Origin of the sequence: Gemmata algarum (assembly GCF_034097035.1) — a bacterium.
In the GTDB taxonomy this organism is placed as follows: domain Bacteria; phylum Planctomycetota; class Planctomycetia; order Gemmatales; family Gemmataceae; genus Gemmata; species Gemmata algarum.
Genome location: NZ_JAXBLV010000002.1, coordinates 51,033 through 71,815, shown reverse-complemented (window position 1 = coordinate 71,815; position 20,783 = coordinate 51,033). Strand labels below are relative to the sequence as shown.

The 20,783-nt window shown below is 69.4% G+C and carries 12 protein-coding genes; 9 read left to right on the top strand and 3 right to left on the bottom strand.

What is annotated here, in order from left to right; all coding sequences use genetic code 11:
• Positions 1 to 12: 12 nt before the first annotated feature.
• Entirely contained in the window at positions 13 to 4,152 is a 4,140-nt protein-coding gene (locus R5W23_RS01480; protein ID WP_320684800.1) for an AAA domain-containing protein, read from the bottom strand.
• Positions 4,153 to 4,241: 89 nt separating this feature from the next.
• Complete coding sequence (locus R5W23_RS01475; RefSeq protein WP_320684799.1) at positions 4,242 to 5,759, bottom strand: serine hydrolase; 1,518 nt, start codon at positions 5,757 to 5,759, stop codon at positions 4,242 to 4,244.
• Between the two features lie 1,151 nt (positions 5,760 to 6,910).
• Between R5W23_RS01475 and R5W23_RS01470 the strand changes: the two genes are divergently transcribed.
• The 9 genes from R5W23_RS01470 (at position 6,911) to R5W23_RS01430 (ending at position 18,980) form a co-directional block, all read left to right on the top strand.
• Entirely contained in the window at positions 6,911 to 10,189 is a 3,279-nt protein-coding gene (locus R5W23_RS01470) for an autotransporter-associated beta strand repeat-containing protein (protein ID WP_320684798.1), read from the top strand.
• Between the two features lie 694 nt (positions 10,190 to 10,883).
• Positions 10,884 to 11,516 (top strand): hypothetical protein, encoded by a 633-nt coding sequence (locus tag R5W23_RS01465; RefSeq protein ID WP_320684797.1) that lies wholly within the window; start codon positions 10,884 to 10,886, stop codon positions 11,514 to 11,516.
• Positions 11,517 to 12,174: 658 nt separating this feature from the next.
• Entirely contained in the window at positions 12,175 to 12,942 is a 768-nt protein-coding gene (gene rfbF / locus R5W23_RS01460) for a glucose-1-phosphate cytidylyltransferase (protein WP_320684796.1), read from the top strand.
• A gap of 275 nt (positions 12,943 to 13,217) precedes the next feature.
• Positions 13,218 to 14,204, top strand: a complete 987-nt coding sequence (locus R5W23_RS01455; RefSeq protein ID WP_320684795.1) for an NAD-dependent epimerase/dehydratase family protein — start codon at positions 13,218 to 13,220, stop codon at positions 14,202 to 14,204.
• The gene (locus R5W23_RS01450; protein ID WP_320684794.1) at positions 14,201 to 15,445 is read left to right on the top strand and encodes a class I SAM-dependent methyltransferase; all 1,245 of its coding nucleotides are present in this window, start codon (positions 14,201 to 14,203) and stop codon (positions 15,443 to 15,445) included. The genes R5W23_RS01455 and R5W23_RS01450 overlap by 4 nt, the downstream gene beginning before the upstream one ends.
• A gap of 152 nt (positions 15,446 to 15,597) precedes the next feature.
• Complete coding sequence (locus R5W23_RS01445; protein ID WP_320684793.1) at positions 15,598 to 16,131, top strand: dTDP-4-dehydrorhamnose 3,5-epimerase family protein; 534 nt, start codon at positions 15,598 to 15,600, stop codon at positions 16,129 to 16,131.
• Positions 16,128 to 17,036, top strand: a complete 909-nt coding sequence (locus tag R5W23_RS01440; RefSeq protein ID WP_320684792.1) for an NAD-dependent epimerase/dehydratase family protein — start codon at positions 16,128 to 16,130, stop codon at positions 17,034 to 17,036. Before R5W23_RS01445 ends, R5W23_RS01440 begins: the two co-directional genes overlap by 4 nt.
• Entirely contained in the window at positions 17,026 to 18,225 is a 1,200-nt protein-coding gene (locus R5W23_RS01435) for a class I SAM-dependent methyltransferase (RefSeq protein WP_320684791.1), read from the top strand. Before R5W23_RS01440 ends, R5W23_RS01435 begins: the two co-directional genes overlap by 11 nt.
• Complete coding sequence (locus tag R5W23_RS01430) at positions 18,213 to 18,980, top strand: cephalosporin hydroxylase family protein (RefSeq protein ID WP_320684790.1); 768 nt, start codon at positions 18,213 to 18,215, stop codon at positions 18,978 to 18,980. Before R5W23_RS01435 ends, R5W23_RS01430 begins: the two co-directional genes overlap by 13 nt.
• Positions 18,981 to 18,989: 9 nt before the next feature.
• Here R5W23_RS01430 and R5W23_RS01425 read toward each other — a convergent pair whose 3' ends face one another.
• Positions 18,990 to 20,780, bottom strand: a complete 1,791-nt coding sequence (locus tag R5W23_RS01425) for a sulfatase-like hydrolase/transferase (RefSeq protein WP_320684789.1) — start codon at positions 20,778 to 20,780, stop codon at positions 18,990 to 18,992.
• Positions 20,781 to 20,783: the final 3 nt, after the last annotated feature.

Here is a 20,783-nt window from a genome sequence, read left to right as displayed (position 1 = left end):
GCCACCAGCCCATCACACCGGCGTGGCCCCCGCCGGCGGGCGGTACAGCTTGAGCCCGTGCCCGCACACCTCCACCCCGCCCACGAGTTCGCTGCACAGGTCGCGCAGCGCCTTCCACAGCGCCGCCGACTCGTAGTGCTCCACCTCCGCCGGGATGTGGTCCAGCAGCGCCCGCGAACACAATACCACGAGCCGGTCCTGAACGCGCGAGAACGCCACGTTCGCCCGGTTCAGGTTCAGCACGAACCCCGCGTTGGCCGCGACCGCGGTGGGGTCGCTCACCGTGCCAGACACAATCACCGTCGGGCGCTCGCCGCCCTGGAGCCGTTCCACGGTGTCGATCACCCCGACCGCGCCGCCCGGCGCCGTGTGCGCCGCCAGTCGCGTCGCCAGCAGGCTCCGCTGTGCCCGGTGCGGAGTGATGACCGCCACCGAACCCGCCGGCAGTGGCGGCGCCGCAGCCAGTAGCGCCTCGATCGCGGAAACTTCAACCTGGTTGCTGCGCCGCGAACCGGCCTCGTCGTGGATCGCGAGGAACAGCCCCACGTTCCAGCGCCACACCTCCGACCACACGCCCCCGCACCCCTCTGCGCCGGCAACGGGCGCGCGTGGCAACCCCGCGAGTTCGATGCGGTCCTTGCGGTAGATGCGCCCGATCAGCTCGCGCACGACGGGCGGAAGCCGGAACGTGAGCCGCAGCCCGGACCACATCGCGCCGCCCGCCGGCACGTGAGCGTCGATGATCCGCCGGACCGCGTCGTAGGCACTGGCGAACGGCTGGTACAGCACCGCGGGCGGGCGGTCCTCGGCCTCCCAGTCGTGCGCCGTGATCGGCGCCAGTTGGCGGTGATCGCCGGCGAGCAGAATCTGCCCCTTCGGGGCCACCAGCGTGGCGAGCGCGAGGAAGTGCGGGAACACCATCATCGACGCCTCATCGACCACGAGCAGCGATGTCTGAAGCCCTTCCCCGCCGTTGTAGGTCTTGAGCTTCTCCACCAGCGGCGCAAGCTTCAGCAGCCCCGCCGTCGTCCCGCCGATCACCGCTACGCCGCCCGCCGACAGCTCCGTCAGCTTCTTCTTGGTGCCCAGCAGAGCAGCCGGAATGTTCTCCACCGCCCCGCCCGCGATGTGCTGGCTCGGGTCGTTGGTGTGAACCTTGACCAACCGTACCGGAAGGAGCCGGAGCCCGGCGCCCGCGGCGTGGGTGCGGAACGGTTCGAGGTAGCGGTCGATGCGCTCGAGCAGGTTGTCGAGCGCGGTGTGCGTGTGTGCCGACAGCAGCACGACATCTCCGGGGCGCCCCGCGACCAGCACCCGCAGGAGCACCGCCAGAGCGGTCGTGGTAGTCTTCCCAGTCCCCGGCGGCCCCTGGATCAATTGCACTCGCGTCGAAAGGCCGTCCACCGCCGCACGCGCCTGGTCGGGCGACGCCGGGTACATTCCCCCGGGCGGGAGCAAGAACGTATCCAGCAGCTTCTGAAGCGCGGCGGATTCCGCGTCCGGAAGCGGCGGCACGACCGGCGGGCGCGGGTCCACCGGGTCGAACCACGCGTACACGTGGCTCGGGCGCTGGAGCCGCTCGTCCACCCGCCCCGCGACGTAGTCCGACACGTTCTCGTCGAGCGTCGCGTACCCGCGGTCGAACAGCACCTCGGCCTTCTTGCTCGCCCCGCTCGACAGCAGGTAACGGTCCTCCTCGGCGTACATCGCGTCGAGCGTGACCTGCCCGGTCTTCCAGTTCACGTCACGCACCACACAGGTGCGCCCGACCGCCGAAGTGAGCTGCGCGACCGCTTGGCCCTGCTTCGGGTCGCCGTTCCAGGGCGAGAGGCGCGCGAACGCGCCCGGCCCGAACTGGCACCGGGCTTCGAGGTCCGCGAGTTTCAGCCCGCCGAACGCGAACAGTTCGATCACGCCCGTGATCGTGCTCTTGTCCGCACCCACCTTCACCTGCTTGAGCGGGAGCGTGCGGCCGGCCGGCACACGCCCGATCGGCGGCACGAGGTGCATCGCCACCCAGTCCGAGCGCCGCACGTGCTGGTCGAGCCGGAGGAAGTCCGTGGCGGCGCGGGCCACCCCGTCGCGGCCGAGTTTGAACGCCGGCAGCGCCTTCGGGTCGAGCGGCGCCTTCTCGATCCCCGGGTTCTTCGGCCCGATGCCCTCTTCGAGCCAGCGGAGCGCCTGTACGCGGGCCAGCAGGTACGCTTCGAGCAGCCCCGGCGCCCCGGCCACGCGGTAGCGCGTAACCGCCTCTTGCGCCCGCGGGTCGCTGTCGGGCAGTGTGCCCCAGACGGCGTGCCAGTACGGCGCCGGTAGCCCGTCGCCGAACCGGGCGCGCACTTCAAAGGTGTGCTTCGCCCCACTCCCTTCTGCGGTCCAGTCGCCGTTGGGGGCGATGTCGAGATCGGCCACGAAGTCGAAGATGCCTTGCGCGAACACCCGGGACAGGTCGCACGCCGCGCCGTTCACCGCGCGCGTCCAGTGGAACCGGCGCCCGGACCACTCCAGCGAAGCGACCACGCCCAGCCCGCGCCCGGTCCAGCCGAGCGCGTACCGGCGGTTCACCTCTTCGCGAACGGCCGAGTACATCTGCTGTTCCAACCCCTCGCGGCAGCCGAACAACTGGCGCACCGGCCCGAGCAGTTCCGGCCCCGCCCGGCAGCACCCCTCAATGAGGTAGCGCACGTCCGACCGCGACCACACGTAAAAGTGAACCGGCGTCGGCTCGCCCCCGGCCACCCGGGCGATCACCCCCGCGAGCCGGTCGAAGAACCGGCGGATCAGCTCGCCCTCGGCGGCGGTGTCGGCCGCGTAGTCCGTTCCGCTCCACGGGACCGGTTGGAACTCCACCACCTCGCCCTCACCGTGGAGCGGGCGGTACTCGTGAACCGGCTTCCCGAAGCGGTCCTTTCCGCTCTCGGTCAGCTCCTGAACACCCGGAACCGGCGCGCCGTCGGCGAACGGCGTGTCGATGCGCTGGGGGCCGCGGGTGACGTGCGCGGCCAGCGCCCCGACCCGGTTCTCGGTGTAGTCGTAATCGACCGCCAGATACACGCGCAGGAGCCGCGTGCCGTTCGCCTCGTGCGGCGGCAGGTGCCCGACGCCGGTGTTCGGAACCGGCTCGACTCCGGAACTCGGCACCGGGCGCGTGCCGGGGAGAACGGGCAGCGTGTGCAGTCGCGCGCGGGCGCGCAGGCGGAGCACGTCCAGGCTTTCCGTGAACCCCGGATCGCGGGCCAGCGCCTCGATCTTCGGCTCGAACATCGGCGGGTTGGCGAGCTGGTCGAGGGTGCCCAGCCCGGCGCCGCGGAGCAATCGCGTGGTCACGGGGTCGATGCCGAGCAGCTCCACCTGGCGCAACCGCGCGCTTTCGGCCATGCAGTGCGGGGCGAACGTGCAGCCGTCGCACTTGGTATCGATCTGGAACCCCAGCTCCGCGAGCGAGTGCGACGCCGCGGAATCGAGCCGCCCGCCCGGCGCCAGCAGGCGCACGAGGTCCGCCTCTTCGTGCGCCAGGTCGAGCGCCGGGAGCGCGAGGATGGACTGCGTGGTGTTGCGTTCGGGGTCGAGGCGCGCGACCACGCACTCGATCGCCTCGGGCGCCACCGCCGCGCCGCCGATCACCACCGGTCGGCCGCCGAGCAGCCCGCGGAGCAGCACCCGGTACGCGGTCACCTGCACGCGGTGGTAGGTGCGGTCGCGGCGGCTGGCTTTGCACTCCACCAGCACCAGCACCGGGCCGGCGCTGGTCCACTTCACGAGCATGAAGTCGATGAGCCCGTACACGCGGAACGCGCCGACGGTGCCCCCGACGGCCACCTGGCGCGCGTACCCCGACGCGCCGGGCGGGAGCGCTTCCAGCACCGCCGCAATGGCGGCCCAGGTCACCTCATCCCGCTTCCCTTTCGGAAGCGGCGCGGCCAGGTCGCGAAACCCCGCGGCGGTCAGCTCCGCTTCCCACTGGTTCTCGCGCTGGCGCCCGAGTTCGGCCAGCACCGGGTCGAGGTCGGTGCGCAGCCGGTCGAAGAACGGGAGCGGTTCCGTCTCGCGCGCGGCGTGGACCGCGAGGTGAAACCGGCGATCGCAGGAGTGGTGGCGGACGTACTCCCCGAGGTCGGTGGCGGTGATCGTGAGCCCGGATGGTGCGTTCAACGGCGATCCCTGCGCGGCGATCCTAGAAAACCAACCAATACCACCGAACGCGCGCGGGTCGCAATCTCAGCCGACGCGCCCCGGACGCGCTATTTCTGCGAGCGGCGGAACTCCTGTTCGAGAAACTTCATCCCCTCCACCTCGCCGTTCGTACCCAGCCGGAACTGTACCTCGAACGTGCTGCGGTCCAGCGAGACGATGTCGCCCTTCGGCTCGACGGGGACCAGCGTGAACGTGTCGAAGTGGTAGTGCTCCGCGCGGAACGTGTACCGCCCCCACTTCACGTGCAGTTTGTCGCCCTCGACCGTCACCTCCGCGCGACCGTACGCGCGTTCCTCGTAGCCCCCAACGAACCGCGACAGTTCCAGGCTCGGCTTCGTATCCCGCTTGCGGGCGGTTTCGCGCCGCTGCTTCGCCGCGGCGGTGTTGAAGTCCGTCAGCGCCAGTTGCGTCTTGTGGAACGCAACCCAGTCCTCCGCGGGCAGTTCGAGCAGCGCGTCGAGGGCGGTCTTGGCCACCGCCTCGCACACCAGCGACGGGCGCAGGTTGCACAGCACCATCACCCCGACCTTTTTCTCGGGAACGAGCATGCACTGGGCGCGGAACCCGGTGAGCGTGCCGCCGTGCGACACGCACGTGACGCCGCGGTAGTCGTGAACGAACCAGCCCAGCCCGTAGCTCGCGAACCGCGTGACCTTCGGCGGCAGGTAGACCGCGAACGGCCCCTCCGGGATCAGCAGCATCTGCGGGGTGTGCGTCTCCTTCAGCGCCCGCTCGGTGAGCAGCCGGCGCCCGTCGAACTTGCCGCCCGCGAGCTGGAACCGCAGCCACGCCGCCAGGTCGCGCGCCGAGCTGTTCACGCACCCGGCCCCGCCCGCGTGGTCGATCTCGTCCCACCCGACCGCCGACACCGACTTGTCCAGCCCGTAGTAGTGCGGGGTGGCGTGGTCCGGCCGCCCGCGGCCCTCCTTCCAGGTGGCGCTGGTGCTCGTCATCCCGAGCGGGGCGAAGATGCGGGCCTTCACCGCGTCCGCCCAGGTGCCCTTCTCGTGCCGCCCGGCGATCACCCCGGCCGTCGTGAACGGGACGTTCGCGTACTCCCACTTCGAGCGGAACGAGGTCGAGGGCGCCGCCCTCCCCCACCGCTTGATCACGTCGGCGCCGTCGGTGCTGAGCGCGGCCCACAGCAGGTCGTGCCGGGGCATCCCGGTGCGGTGACACAGCAGGTCCCGGAGCGTCACGTCGCGGTCCGCCAGTTCGTCCGAGAGCCGGAAGTAATCGAGGTGGTCGCGCACCTTGTCGTCCCACTTCAGCTTCCCGTCGTCGGCCAGCATCGCCAGGAGCGTGGCGGTGAACGCCTTCGAGCACGACGCGATCGGGAACACCGTGTCGGGCGTGACCTTGGCGTCCGCGCCCTTCTCGCGCACGCCGAACCCTTTCAGATAGACCACCTCGCCGTCCTTCACCACCACCACCGCGCACCCGGGCGCGGAGAACTCCTTGAGCGCCTTCTCCGCCACATCGTCGATGATCTTGGGGTCGAACCCGGCGGCCCGCGCCGGGGCCGTAACAAGCAGGAACGCCAGCAGGACAGCGCAATAGCGCATGAGGGTCTCTCCGGAACGTGCGGGAGCCACCATCATTCACGGAACCGCATTCCCCGCAAGAGGCGCCGGGCGAATCGAAGCGGCCGTTTCACCGTTCGAGTACCGGGCAAGACCGCAACCGTTCGCTTCGCAAATCCGGTAATACCCCACCACTATTCCCCTCCACATCGCTACCAGAAGTTTGCCGCGCTCACCTCCGGCATCGGGCGGAGCAGTGGGCACGGAATTTTGGCCCCTACGGCGGAACCTGCGGCGCGATGCGAATCGCCGCAAGAGCCATCCCATAAACAGTTTGCCGCGTTCATTCCGCCCTCCGCCGCGTTACCTCGGTCTTTTGCTGCGACTGAAAGCCGTGCTTGCCGCGCGTGATTCGCGGGTAGCGATGTACCAGCTCGTGACCAGCGAACCGGTATCGAACGTCCCGTACCGGCCCCAGCGGAGCGGCAATGAACCCGAAACACACCCTTCTCAATCAGGGTCAACGCGCGGCAAAGATCCGCACAACACTGCCCTACGCGGTTGCGCAATGGTCCACTTGCAACGCTCCTTACTACCTGATGACAGGCCTGTAACTGATGAGCTCACCGAGTGGGAATGGCGAATTCGAGCATTGCACCGAATTTGCTGATATTTCGTGCGAGAACAGTACACCAGTGGCGCGCCGTTCGCTGCGACTGTCCCAGATACACGGGAGACAGAAATCGCATTTGATAGACAACCAAAGCCACGATCTAATGGGATCATCCGGCAGTCAGGCGCCTTTAGGGTACTGACCGGTCTATCAAGGTCGTGTACGTAGCAGCGTTACAATTGCCGCACTGCTCCCAACAGCAAAATACGGCCCATTCAGTCAGGCCGATACTTCTTAAATACCCCAAACTACTTGAACTGCGCCTTTTTCCGTCTAACGTTAACTGCGGTTGCTATTACTTTCCGACCAAAAGTCACTCCGCTTTTGTCCGGAAAAATGCCGACACGCACTGGCAAATGGTTCCGCGACTCGCGCCCAATGCGACCTGACCGATCGCCCGCCCCCGGCCCCGCGTCGAGGGCTCATCCGTTTGCCCATCCCGAACCCCGCTCATGCCACCTCGCTCGCGGGGCCGGGAACGTTCCACGCACCGCTGTCCGACCTCATGAGGTAAGCCGTAATGCTGTTCTCGACCCTCTCACGCCGGTTCCGCGACACGTTCACGCCCCGTACTCGCATCGGGGCGCGCCCGTGGCTGCAACTGACGGCCCTGGAGGACCGGTCCGTTCCCGCAACGCTCACCTGGACCGGCACAGGCGGGAACCTGCTCTGGTCGAACAGCGGCAACTGGTCCGGAAACGTCGCGCCGGTTACAGGGGACACGCTGATCTTCCCGACCGGGGTGACCGGGCTAACCAACAACAACTACCAAGCGGGCACGCTTTCCCTCAATGACATCCAGATCCAGGGCGATGGCTACACGCTGATCGGTAATGATGTCACTCTGGATGCTGCGCTCACGGACTCGGCCGCTTCAGGCTCTACCACGATTTCATTGAACATCAACGGCGCCGGGAGCATATCGAAGACCGGCGCCGGGGATTTCATACTCAACGCAAGCAGCACGCTCACGGGAGCGGTGACGATCAGCGCCGGCACCTTCACCATCGTCTCCCCCGAATCTCTTGCAGACACGGCGGCGGTGACCGTGGCCAGCGGGGCGAACTTCGTCCTGGACGGCGCCGACGAGACCATCGGATCGTTGACCGGTGGCGGCACGATCAGCCTGGGCACATCCACCCTGACGACCGGGGGCAACAACGGCAGCACGACCTTCAGCGGCACGATCACCGGCAGCGGCAATCTGGTCAAGACGGGCACCGGCACGTTCACCCTCTCGGGCACCAACAGCGGCTACACCGGCGGCACCACCGTCACCGCCGGCGCGCTGGTCGTCGCCAACGACAGCGCCCTCGGCTCCGGCGCGCTGACGCTCGGCGGCGGCACCCTGAGCTTCGACGCGGACCGGACCGTCGCCAACGCCATCACCCTCAACGCCGCCCTCAGCACCATCGTCGTCCCGCCGGCCACCGCGGTCACCCTCTCCGGAGTCATCTCCCAGACCGGCGGCGCACGCGGGATCAACAAGTTCGACGGCGGTACCCTGACCCTGTCCGGGGCCAACACGTTCACCGGCCCGGTCGCGCTCAACGGCGGCACGCTCACCCTCGCCGGCGGGGCCGCCCTGAACGACGCGGTGGCCGTCACCGTCGCCGGCGGCGCCACCCTCGCCCTGAGCGCGGACGAGACGATCGGCTCGCTGGCCGGTTCCGGCGCCGTGTCCCTCGGCGCGTTCAACCTCACCACCGGCGGCAACAACGGCAGCACGACCCTGAGTGGCGCCGTCAGCGGCACCGGCACCGTGTTCAAGAACGGCACCGGCACGTTCACCCTCTCCGGCACCAACACCTACGGGAACACCACGGTTCTCGGCGGCACGTTGAGCGTCGCGACCGACGCGAACCTCGGAACCGGTCCGATCGTCTTGAGCCCCGGCAGCACGTTCCAAATCACCGGGACGACCAACATCAACAACCCCATCGCAATCGGCGGGGGCACCGCGACGATCGACAACGCGCTCGCCGTCGAGCTCTCCGGTGTGATCTCGGCCCCCGGCGGCCTGACCAAAACGGGGGCCGGCACGTTGACACTGTCGACCAGTTCGTCCTACACAGGCGCGACCACGGTCGCGGCGGGCACGCTGCTGATCGACGGCAATTTCAGCAGCAGTTCCGGGTTCCAGGTGGCGAGCGGTGCGGTTCTGGGCGGCACCGGCGACCTCCCGGCGGTTTCGGTGGCGAGCGGCGGCACGCTGGCCCCGGGCGGGACCCCGGGGCTGCTCGCGACGGGCAACCTGAACCTGGCTCTCGGCTCGACGCTCGGCGTCGAACTGGTGGAGAACGCCCCCGCCACGCCCGTCGATCCGAACGACCGGGTGGACGTGACGGGAACGGTCACACTGACCGCTGCGACGCTGGCGGTGACGCTCGGGTTCATCCCGGCCGCGAGCACCAGTTACACGCTCATCAGCAACGACGGCTCCGACCCGGTGGTGGGCACGTTCCTGGGCCTGGCCGAAGGCGCGACGTTCTTCTCCAACGGCGTGGGCTTCACGATCACCTACGCCGGGGGCGACGGTAACGACGTGGTCATCACCACACTGCCCTCGGTGGCCTCGATCAGCGGCGCGACGACCGTCGAGGGCAACGAGGGCACCCGCGCGGTGACCTTCACGGTGACCTTGGAAAAGCCGAGCGCCCAGACGGTCACGATCAACTACGCGACGGTCGACGAGACGGCGGTGGCCGGCAGCGACTACGTGGCGGCCTCGGGCACGCTGACGTTCGCCCCGGGCGAGACCTCGAAGACCATCACCGTGCTGGTGAACGGGGACACGCTGGCGGAAGCCAACGAAACGTTCGCGGTGGTGCTCTCGAACCCGGTGAACGCGACCCTGTTCGGGCTCCGGGGGATCGGCACCATCATCAACGACGACACGGCCACGTCAACGGTGGTGAGCGTGAGCAGCGGCGGCGGCACCGCGGGTACGGTGCGCCTGGTGGACCCGGTGACGGGGGCGCCGGGGCAGGAGGTCGTGGCGTTCGCGGGGTTCGGTGGTGAGATCCGGGTGGCGTCGGGGGACGTGAACGGCGACGGCCGGTCGGACACGGTCACCGGCGCGGGCGCCGGGGCGCCCGGCGGGCACGTGAAGGTGTTCTCGCCCGACGGCACGCTGATCCGCAGCTTCCTGGCGTTCGACGGGTTCACCGGCGGTGTGTTCGTGGCGACCGGGGACGTGAACGGGGACGGGTTCGACGACATCGTGGTGTCGGCCGACGCGGGCGCGGCCCCGCACGTGAAGGTGTTCAGCGGCAAGGACGGGTCACTGCTGCGGAGCTTCCTGGCCTACGACGCGGGCTTCCGGGGCGGCGTCCGCGTGTCGGTGGCGGACGTGGACGGCGACGGGTTCGACGACATCGTGACCGGCAACGGCGCGGGCGCGGTGGGGCACGTGAAGGTGTTCAGCGGCAAGGACGGGTCGGTGCTGCGCAGCTTCTTCGCGTACGACGCATTTACCGGCGGGGTGTACGTGGCGGCGGGCGACCTGGACGGGGACGGGCGGGCGGACATCGTGACCGGCGCGGGCGCGGGCGCGGCCCCGCACGTGAAGGTGTTCAGCGGCCGGACCGGGGCGCAGCAGCAGAGCTTCTTTGCGTACGACAGTGGCTTCACGGGCGGGGTCCGCGTGGGCGTCGGCGTGATCGGCAACAAGACGTACGTGCTGACCGGCGCCGGCCCGGGCGCCGGCCCCCACGTGAAAGGGTTCGTGAACGGCGTGCAGGAGCTGAGCCTACTGGCCGGCGCCCCAAGCCTCACGGGCGGCGTCTACGTGGGATGAGGTCAGAAGTCGTCAGGTCAACAAGTCGTAAAGTCACAAGCATTTTCATCTAATGAATTTGTGGCTTTACGGCTTTCGACGAGCGGACATGTGACGGGAAGTTCTCAGCGATAGGCTCTGACGACACTACACTTCGTTTCTGGCCTTCCGTGCGGCCCGCTCGTTCCGCGAGCGGGCCGCACGCATTACGCTGGTGCGCCGTCGGCGAACGCGAAACGGCGATCGAGTCCACCTTGGCCTTCCCCGGGCAGCCGGTCGAGTCTGACGACGGTGAAAGCGTGCAGCACCGGGCCTCACCCGAGCGCCCCGGGCGCCCGCCCGGGGGTTGAGCACCGGAATGCAGTACGCGGTGCCGGTCGCGCTCCCGCCGGACAAGTAATCGGCGAGTTTCTCGGGCAGTACGGACGGGTCGGCGCCACCGAACTCGGCAAGCGCGTGTTGGGCGCCTTCCCGCACGTTGTTCAGCGTCACTCGCATCCCGCCCGTCATCGTCTCTCCGCACCGGGCGATGTAACGATAAGGATTATCGACCCGGGCGGCGGAGTTGCGACGCCGGCGCCCACCACACAGCCATCATCCCAAGCGATCCACGTCCCCTTCGCGCCGCCCGCTCCTTCGGGTAACCTTGAGAACTCAAGCACCCGGTGCGCCCTATCGTGCGAAGTGCGCGCACCGCGTATCGGGAGGACTTGCCGTGCTCCGAGCGCTCGTGATTCTCGCGACCGTCGCTGCGGCGCTGTCGGCCGGGGCGGCCCCGGTACCGACGCACCTGATGTCGAAGGCGCCACCGGTTTATCACGCCAGGACGCCCGGCACCCGGTTCGTATGGGACCACAAATACAGTTGGACGGCTCCGGAGGAGACGACCGTGATCATCACCGCCGCCGACGAGCAGCGCGAGGGGCACTTGGTGACCCTGGATTTCATCGCCGGCCAGCGCGAGCCTGCGGCCCTTCAGAAACTCAGCGCATCGGACCGCGGGCTCGCGCTTGTCGAGTACGGCGGGTGCAAGGTCGATCCCCCGCTGTGGCTCCTGAAGTTGCCGATCCGGCCCGGTGAACAGTGGGAAAGCACCACTTCGGTGCAAGACGAAGAGCAGAAGTTCCGGCACACCGTCGGGAAGCCCGAGTGGGTGGAGGTGCCCGCCGGCCGCTTCCACGCGGTCCCGGTGGTTCAAGAGCTGCTGTGGGCGGCCAGTGACGGAGACACGGAGTTCAAGCGGCCCCCGGAAACGAACTGGTACGCGCCCGGTGTCGGGTGCGTCAAAACCACCATCACGACCTCCCGAACGAGTGTGCTGCGATCCGTCACACACGACAAGAAATAGTCTCACACATGAACCCATTTGCGGCGTCGCTTTCCTGACGGCCGCGGCCGTCAAGAAAGCAGCCATACCGCCGGGTACGTGTATCAGAAGCGGAGGCGGCCCGGCGTCCGGGGTAACAACTGTTTCCCGGGACGAAGCGCGGGTCGCGGCGCCTCTCATACCGACTCCAGTCGTTCCCAGTTCGCGCAGCTGTTTTTTGTGGCACATACAAGAACGCCTGTGCCACAAAGGCAAAAATCAAAATGGGCAACAACAGTCAGTTCGTGAATCAGCTATGTCGCACCGGGCTCACAAAAGCTAGCTACAGGAAGCAGTTACTCTTCAATTAGATTGAATATCATTTCCGTCCGTTGCTCACTGGACCCGGGCTCGCAACTGTGCGAGCGGGCGTGCCCGGCTCTCCGGCGTCTCGCACCGAATCTAAACGAAGTGCGCAACAATAACGCAACCAACGATTATCTAACATGGGCAACGGGATCGCGAGTGGGTTGGAGCGACCGGGGCCACTCGCGGTGGTTTTACCAGGACCGCCCCGGCGAAACGCGGGACGGCCGTTCTCACCGGTTTCCGAGTCGGGCTTGCGGGCGCCGGGGCAGAGCGGGTAAAGTCCCCGCCCCCCCGCAGACGAAATACTTCCGTCAGGGAGGACGGAGGACCCATGCGCGCGGTCATTCTCGCCGGCGGTCTCGGCACCCGGCTCGCCGAGGAAACGGAGACGCGGCCCAAGCCGATGGTGGAGATCGGGGGGCGCCCCATCCTCTGGCACATCATGAGCCACTACGCGGCCCACTGGGTCACGGAGTTCGTGGTGGCGCTCGGGTACAAGAGCGACGTGATCAAGCAGTTCTTCGTGGAGTACGCGCGGTTCACCGGCAGCCTGTCCGTGAACCTGGCCCGCGGGGAGGTCACGCACCACGAGGCCGCCGGCGTGGACTGGACCGTTCACCTCGTCGACACCGGGCTGCACACCAACACCGGCGGGCGGGTGCGGCGCGTCGCGCCGTGGCTGCGGGACGAGACGTTCATGCTCACCTACGGCGACGGCGTCAGCGACGTGGACGTGCAGGCGCTGCTGCGGTTCCACCGCTCGACCGGCAAGCTCGCCACGGTGACGGCGGTCCGCCCGCCGGCCCGGTTCGGCGGGCTGGAGTTCGACGGCGACCTGGTGCGGTGCTTCACCGAGAAGCCGCAGACCGGCGAGGGGTGGATCAACGGCGGGTTCTTCGTGGCCGAGCCACAGGTGCTCGACTACATCGGCGGCGACGCCGAGAGCTTCGAGCACGACGTGCTCCCGCGGCTCGTGCGGGACGGCCAGCTCGCCGCGTACAAGCACGACAAGTTCTGGCAGTGCATGGACACGCTCCGCGATAAGCGGCAACTGGAGGCGCTGTGGCTGGAGGGCCGCGCGCCGTGGAAGGCCGCGTGAGGAACGGCGGTGGGCCTGATACCGATTCCGGCCGAAGAGCGCCTGTATTCTGTAGCCGGCCTCTGTGAGGCCGGTGCTACTTGAATGGTGTCGCACCGGCCTCACAGAGGCCGGCTACAGAATACGGCTTGGATACGAACCAACCGGATTGGGTATGAGGTGCGCGGGTTCACGTGCCCTTGTGCCACAAAGGCTGAGATCGGACCTGCTATTTGGGGTACGGGCCGACCGCATGTGACCGACCGCGGGGCAAGCAACCAGGAACGGAGGGCCGCATGAGCGGGTTCTGGCTCGATCGACCGACGCTCGTCACCGGCGCCACGGGGTTGGTGGGCGGGTGGGTCGTTCGCCGGCTCCTGCGCGCGCAGGCGGACGTGGTGTGCCTGGTCCGGGACTGGGCGCCGGACAGCGAGTTCGAGCGCAGCGGGCTCTCGAAGCAGGTGAAGTCCGTCCGCGGCGACGTGTGCGACCAGGCGCTGCTGGAGCGGGTGTGCGGCGAGTACGAGATCGACACCGTCATCCACCTCGCGGCGCAAACGCTGGTGCCCGTGGCGAACCGCAACCCGGTCGCGACCTTCGAGAGCAACGTCCAGGGCACCTGGGCGCTGCTGGAGGCGTGCCGCCGCAGCCCGAAGGTGCGGCAGATCGTCCTCGCCTCTTCCGACAAGGCCTACGGCGACGCCGAGAAGTTGCCCTACGACGAGAGCACCCCGCTCCAGGGCCGCCACCCCTACGACGTGAGCAAGTCCTGCGCGGACCTGATCGCGCAGAGCTACGCCACCACCTACAACCTGCCCGTCGCGATCACCCGGTGCGGCAACTTCTACGGCCCGGGCGACCTCAACTGGAACCGGATCGTCCCCGGCACCATCCGCTCCGTGATGCGCGGCGAGCGGCCGGTGATCCGGTCCGACGGGACCCACATCCGCGACTACTTCTACGTCGAGGACGGGGCCGCCGCGTACCTGATGCTCGCGGAGAAGTTGGCCGCCGACCCGACCCTCCGGGGCGAGGCGTTCAACTTCTCGAACGAGACCCAGGTGACCGTGCTGGACCTCGTGCGACTGCTGCTCGACCAGATGGGGACGCGCCTCACGCCCGACGTGCGGAACGAGGCGAGCCACGAGATCAAGCACCAGTCGCTCAGCGCCGCGAAGGCCCGCGCCCGGCTCGGCTGGGCGCCGCTGTTCACCCTCGAGGAGGGGCTGAGCCGGACGGTGCCCTGGTACCGCAACTTCCTGGGAGCGAGAAAAGCCGCATGACCGCGACCGCCGCCTCCCCGTCCTGCCGGTCGTGCGGGGCGGGCGCGCTCTCCCCGGTGCTGTCGCTCGGGAGCACGCCCCTGGCCAACGCGCTGCGCGACCCGGCGGCCCCGGCCGCGCCCGAGCCCACGTTCCCGCTCGACCTCGCGGTGTGCCCGCGGTGCTCGCTGGTGCAGATCACCGCCGAGGTGCCGCCCGACGACCTGTTCCGCGACTACGTCTACTTCTCGTCGTTCTCCGACACGATGCTGCGGCACGCCGCGGAGCTGGCGCAGCGGGTCACGCGCGACGAGCGCCTGGGCCGCGACAGCCTCGTCGTGGAGGCCGCGAGCAACGACGGGTACCTGCTCAAGAACTACCAGAGCGCCGGCGTGCGGGTGCTCGGGGTCGAGCCCGCGCGGAACGTGGCGCGGGTGGCCGTGGAGCGCCACGGCATCCCGACCCGGACCGAGTTCTTCGGCCGCGCGTACGCGCACCAGCTCGTTTCCGAGGGCTACCGCGCGGACGTGTTCCACGCGCACAACGTCCTGGCCCACGTGCCGGACCTCAACGGCTTCGTCGCCGGCGTCCGCGCCCTCCTCAAGCCGAGCGGCGTGGCGGTGATCGAAGCGCCCTACGTCAAGGACATGCTCGACGGGTGCGAGTTCGACACGATCTACCACGAGCACCTGTGCTACTTCTCGCTCACCGCCCTGGACGGGTGCTTCCGGCGGCACGGCCTGACCATTCGTGACGTGGAGCGGGTGCCCATTCACGGCGGCACGCTCCGCATCTTCGCCGCGCCCGCCGAGGGCGTGGCCGCGGTGTCGGCCCGCGTCACCGACCTGCTCGCCGAGGAGCGCGCGTGGGGCGTGAACACGTTCGAGCCGTACCGCGCGTTCGCGGAGCAGGTGTCGGCCATCAAGAAGGGGCTCCGCACGCTCCTCGCGCGGTTGAAGGGCGAGGGCAAGCGGATCGCCGCTTACGGCGCCTCCGCGAAGGGGAGCACGCTACTGAACTTCTGCGGGATCGGCGCGGAGACGCTCGACTTCGTGGTGGACCGCAGCACGGTGAAGCAGGGCAAACTCACCCCGGGCACGCGGCTCCAGATCCACGCCCCGGACAAACTGCTCGCGGACATGCCGGACTACACGCTGCTGCTCACGTGGAACTTCGCGGACGAGATCCTGCGCCAGCAGGCCGAGTACCGCGCGCGGGGCGGGAAGTTCATCCTGCCCGTCCCGCTCCCCCGCGTGGCGTGAGGTGGAGCAGAAGAGGTTTCACCGCAGAGGGCACGAGAGGGCGCAGAGAGTAAGACATTGAAATTTAATTCGCCCGCACACTTGGGTCTTTTTCTCTGCGCCCTCTCGTGCCCTCTGCGGTGAAACCTCTTCTGTATTGTCGGATCTTTGCCATGCTGTTCCTTCCCACCGAGCTGCCGGGCGTGTTCGTGATCGAGCCCGAGCCGACGGGCGACGACCGCGGGCTGTTCGCGCGCACCTACTGCGCGGAGGAGTTCGCCCGCCACGGGCTCTGCACGCAGTGGGCGCAGTGCAACGTGTCGTTCAACACCCGGGCCGGCACGCTCCGCGGGATGCACTGGCAGGCGGCCCCGGACGAGGAGGTGAAGCTCGTGCGCTGCACCGCCGGGGCCGCGCTCGACGTGGTCGCCGACGCCCGGCCCGACTCGCCGACGTACCGGAAGTGGGTGGCGGTGGAGCTCACCGCCGCGAACCGCCGGGCGGTGTACATCCCCGGCGGGTACGCGCACGGGTTCCAGACGCGCGCCGACGGCACGGAACTCTTCTACCAGATGTCGGCGTTCTACGTGCCCGGGGCCGCCCGCGGCGCCCGCTGGGACGATCCCGCGCTCGGGATCGCGTGGCCGCCGTGCGACCGGCGCGTGATCGCGCCGCGCGACCTGTCTTTCCCGGACCTGCCGACATGAACCGCCTGCTCATCACCGGCGCGACCGGCTTCATCGGCGCCCCGGCGGTCCGCGCCGCCCGCGGCCACTTCGAGGTCCACGCGACGGCCCGCGCGCCCCGGGCGCCGGTCCCGGACGGCGTGCGGTTCCACCGGTGCGACATCCTGAACGCGGCCGAGGCCGAACGGCTTGTTGCGGACGTGCGGCCCACGCACCTGCTCCACCTCGCCTGGGTCGCGACCCCCGGCGTGTACTGGACGACGCCCGAGAACCACCGGTGGGCGGAGGCGTCGAAGCGGCTGCTGTCCGCGTTCGTCCGGAACGGCGGGCGGCGCGCGGTGGTGACCGGGTCGTGCGCCGAGTACGACTGGGCGGCCGCCGGGGCGTGCCGCGAGACCGACCCGCCCGCGCGCCCGCATACCACCTACGGGCGGTGCAAGCTCGCGTTCGGGCGCTGGGCCGAAGCGCTGGGCGCGGCGCGGGGGGTGAGCGTCGCGCGGGCGCGGCTGTTCTTCCTGTACGGGCCGCACGAGCACCCGGCGCGGCTGGTCCCGTCGGTCGCCCGGGCGCTGCTCGCGGGCGCGCCGGCAGCGTGCTCTGCCGGCACACAGGTGCGCGACTTCCTGCACGTGGACGACGCCGCCGACGCACTCGTCGCGCTCACGCGGGCCGGGCTGACGGGCGCGGTGAACGTCGGCTCGGGAACGCCGGTCGCGGTCCGCGACGTGATCGGGCGGGTGGCCGCCGCGTGCGGGCGGCCCGAACTGGTCCGGCTGGGCGAGCGGGACACGCCCGCGACCGAACCGCCGCTCCTGATCGCCGACGTGACCCGGCTCCGCGACGAACTCGGGTGGCGGCCCCGGATCGACCTCGAGACCGGGCTGGACGAGACCGTGGGCTGGTGGAGGGCGAACCGTGCCGCGTGAGACCTGCCCGGTGTGCGGCTCGGCCGGCACCGAACCGTTCCTGTCCCGGACCGGCGTACCCGTTCACCAGAACCTACTGTTTGACGCGGCTGCGGCCGCCCGCGCGATCGCCCGCGGCGACCTGGAAATGCGGGCGTGCGGCGGGTGCGGGTTCGTGTTCAACGCGGTGTTCGACCCGGCTCTCGTGGAGTACGGGCCGAACTACGAGAACAGCCAGAACCACTCGGCCGCGTTCAACACGCACCTCGACCAACTGGCCGACCACATCGTCGTCGGGCGCGGGGTTTCGTCCGGACGCATCGTCGAGGTCGGGTGCGGGAAGGGCGCGTTCCTTCACAAGCTGCTCGCGCACCCGCGGAGCGCGTGCGACGCGATCGGGTTCGACCCCGCATATACCGGCCCGCTGGAGGCGCCGGGCGGGCGGGTCCGGTTCGTCCCCGACTTCTACGGCCCGGACACGGCGGTGCCCGCCGACGCCGTCGTGTGCCGGCACGTGATCGAGCACATCCCGGACCCGCTGGCCCTGCTCCGCACCGTCCGGGCCGGCGTGGGCGCGTCGGGCGCGACCCGGGTGTTCTTCGAGACCCCGTGCGCTGAGTGGATCCTGCGGAACCGCGTGCCGTGGGACTTCTTCTACGAGCACTGCTCGCTGTTCACGGCGGAGAGCCTCGCACTGGCGCTCGCGCGCGCCGGGTTCGGCGTCACCGACGTGCGGCACATCTTCGGCGGCCAGTACCTCTGGGCCGAAGGCACGGCGGTGCGGGGGGGCGAGCCTCCTCACGAAGCGCGGGAGCTGAAGAGCGGGGCGCACTCGGTCTCGCTCGCCCGCGCGTTCACGGCCGAGGAGCAGAACCTTCGCGCCGCGTGGGGCGCCCTGCTCGAAGAGGCGGGCGCGCGGGGGCCGGTGTTCGCGTGGGGCGCGGGGGCGAAGGGCGTCACGTTCTGCAACCTCGCGGACCCGGACGGGACGCGGGTCGCCGGGGTGGTGGACGTGAACCCCGCCAAGCAGGGCAAGTACCTCCCCGGGACCGGGCACCCGATCGTCGGCCCCGGGGCCGCCGCCGGGGCCGCCGCGGTGCTGGTGTTCAACCCCAACTACCTCGCCGAGGTGCGGGACCAGCTCGCCGCCCTCGGGAGCCGCGCCGAGGTGATCGACCCGATGCAGGAGGCCGTGACATGCGACTCGTGATCGACACCGACGCCCGGACCGTGACCGCCGAGCGCGGCGCGGCGCGGGAGGAGCACCCGCTGGACTCGCCCGCGGCGTTCGACCTCATCACCGAGCACTGGGTCACCGTCGGGTGGACGCAGAAGTACGCCTACGGCTTCACCTGGCTCGGCCGCCCGGTCATCCAACTGCCCGAGGACATGATCCGGATTCAGGAGGTGCTGCACCGGGTGAAGCCCGACGTGATCGTGGAAACCGGCGTCGCCCACGGCGGCTCACTCATCTACTACGCGAGCCTGTGCAAAGCGACCGATAAGGGGCGCGTGATCGGGGTGGACATCGAGATCCGGCCGCACAACCGGGCCGCGATCGAGGCGCACCCGCTGGCCGGGTACATCACGCTCATCGAGGGCAGCTCCACCGCCCCCGAAACGGTCGCGCAGGTGAAGAGCCTCATCCGCCCCGGCGAGCGGGTGCTGGTGCTGCTCGACTCGAACCACTCCAAGGCCCACGTCCGCGCCGAACTGGACCTGTACGCGGAGCTGGTCAGCCCCGGGTCGTACATCGTGGCGACCGACGGGATCATGGGCGCGCTGGCCGGGCGGCCCGGGTCGCAGCCCGGCTGGGAGTGGGACAACCCGACCGAAGCGGCCCGCGAGTTCCAGGCCGCCAACCCGCAGTTCACGCTCGAAGAGAACGTGTTCGCGTTCAACGAGGGGAAGATCGCCCGGCACGTCACCTACTGGCCGTCGGCGTACCTGCGCCGGGCGGCATGAGCCGGGCGCCTACTTCGCGGGCCGCAGCACGATCTGCCGCAGGTCCATCACCGCGGCCCCGGGCTTGGTCTTCGCCTTCACGGTGAGCGTGTGCCGCCCGGCCGCCGCGACCTTGAGCGTGCCCACGTCGCGGGCCTCGAACGCCTGGAACCCGCCGGTGTCCTTGACCGTAAAGGTAAGCTTCTCGGCCCCGACCGCGAGTTCCACCTCCGCGCCGCCGCTCCCCTTCCCGCACCCCTGGAGCACCTCGACGGCAAACGTGCCGCCCTTCTCCGTGGTGAAGTCGAACGCGGCGGAGTCGTCCCGGTTCACCCAGAACCCGAGCGTGTTCTTGTGCGGGAGCGGCTCGAACCGCAGCATCGTGCCGGTCACGAGCGCGGTGCGCGCGTGCAGCGTGATCGCCCCGTCCTTGTCCGGCGGGTTCGGCCGGTAGTCCGGGTTCGGGGTCGGCATCTTCGCGCCCACGTCCGCGCGCCAGGCGTCGAGCTTCGCGGCCAGGTCCCTCACCACGTCCGGCTTGTCCGCGGCGAGGTTGCGGCTCTCGGACAGGTCCTTCGCCACGTCGAACAGCTCGCGCCGCCCATCCTCGTAATACTCCACCAGCTTGTAGTTGCCGGCACGGACCGCCCCGCCGGGCCGGCTCCCCTGGTTCGCGTAGTGCGGGTAGTGCCAGTACAGTGACCGCGGCTTCAACTTCTCGCCCCCGAACGCCGGCACCAGCGAAACGCCGTCGCGCCGGGCCGCGCTCGTCGCCCCCGTCGCTTCGAGGATCGTGTCGAAGAAGTCGATGCTGCACGCGACCTGATCCGTAACGGTCCCGGGCTTGACCTTGCCGGGCCACTTCGCGATCAGCGGCACGCGAACGCCGCCCTCGTACAGGTAGCCCTTCCCCTCGCGCAGCGGGGCGTTGATCGTCGGTGCGAACGGCATCCCTTCGAGCGTCGCGAGGCCGCCGTTGTCGCTCGTGAAGAGCACCAGCGTGTTGTCGCTCAGCTTCAGGTCGTCGAGCCGCTTGAGCACCCGCCCGACGGCGGCGTCCATGCTCTCGACCATCGCGGCGTACACGGGGTTGCTCTGCCGCCCGTGGACGGCCTGAGTTTTGTACTTATCGACCAGCGGTTGCGGCGCCCGCAGAGGGGTGTGAACGCCGTAGTGCGGCAGGTACAGGAAGAACGGCTTGTCCTTGTTCGCGGTGATGAACGACTCGGCCTCCGCGGCCAGCCGGTCCGTGAGGTACTCGTCGGGCGCGGCCTTCTCCAGCCCCGGCATCGTCGCCCCGGCCTTGTTCGCGAAGGGGGCGAAGTAGCTCAGCGGGGTGCCGGTGTGGTCGCCGGCGACGTTCACGTCAAAGCCCTGCTTCTCGGGCTCGAACCCTTTCCCGCCCAGGTGCCATTTGCCGATGTGCGCGGTGACGTACCCGTGCGGCTTCAGCGCCTCCGCGATGGTGACTTCTTCGAGCGCGAGTTCGTTCTTCAGTTCGGGCCGCTTGAGCCGCTGGCCGGGCAGGTCTTTGCGCCCCGGGAGCCAGTCGGTGATGCCGACGCGCTGCGGGTACTTGCCCGTCATGATGCTCGCGCGGGTGGGCGAGCACACCGGGCATGCGGCGTAGAAGTCGGTGAACCGCACGCCGTCTTTGGCCATCCGGTCGATGTTGGGGGTCTTGTAGAACGTGCTGCCGTAGCAGCCGAGATCCCGCTGCCCGAGGTCGTCAATCACGATCAGCACGACGTTGGGCTTGCCCGCGGCCGAAGCCGGGAGGGCGAAAAAGCCGAGCGCCAGAACCGCAAACGCGCGTAACACGAG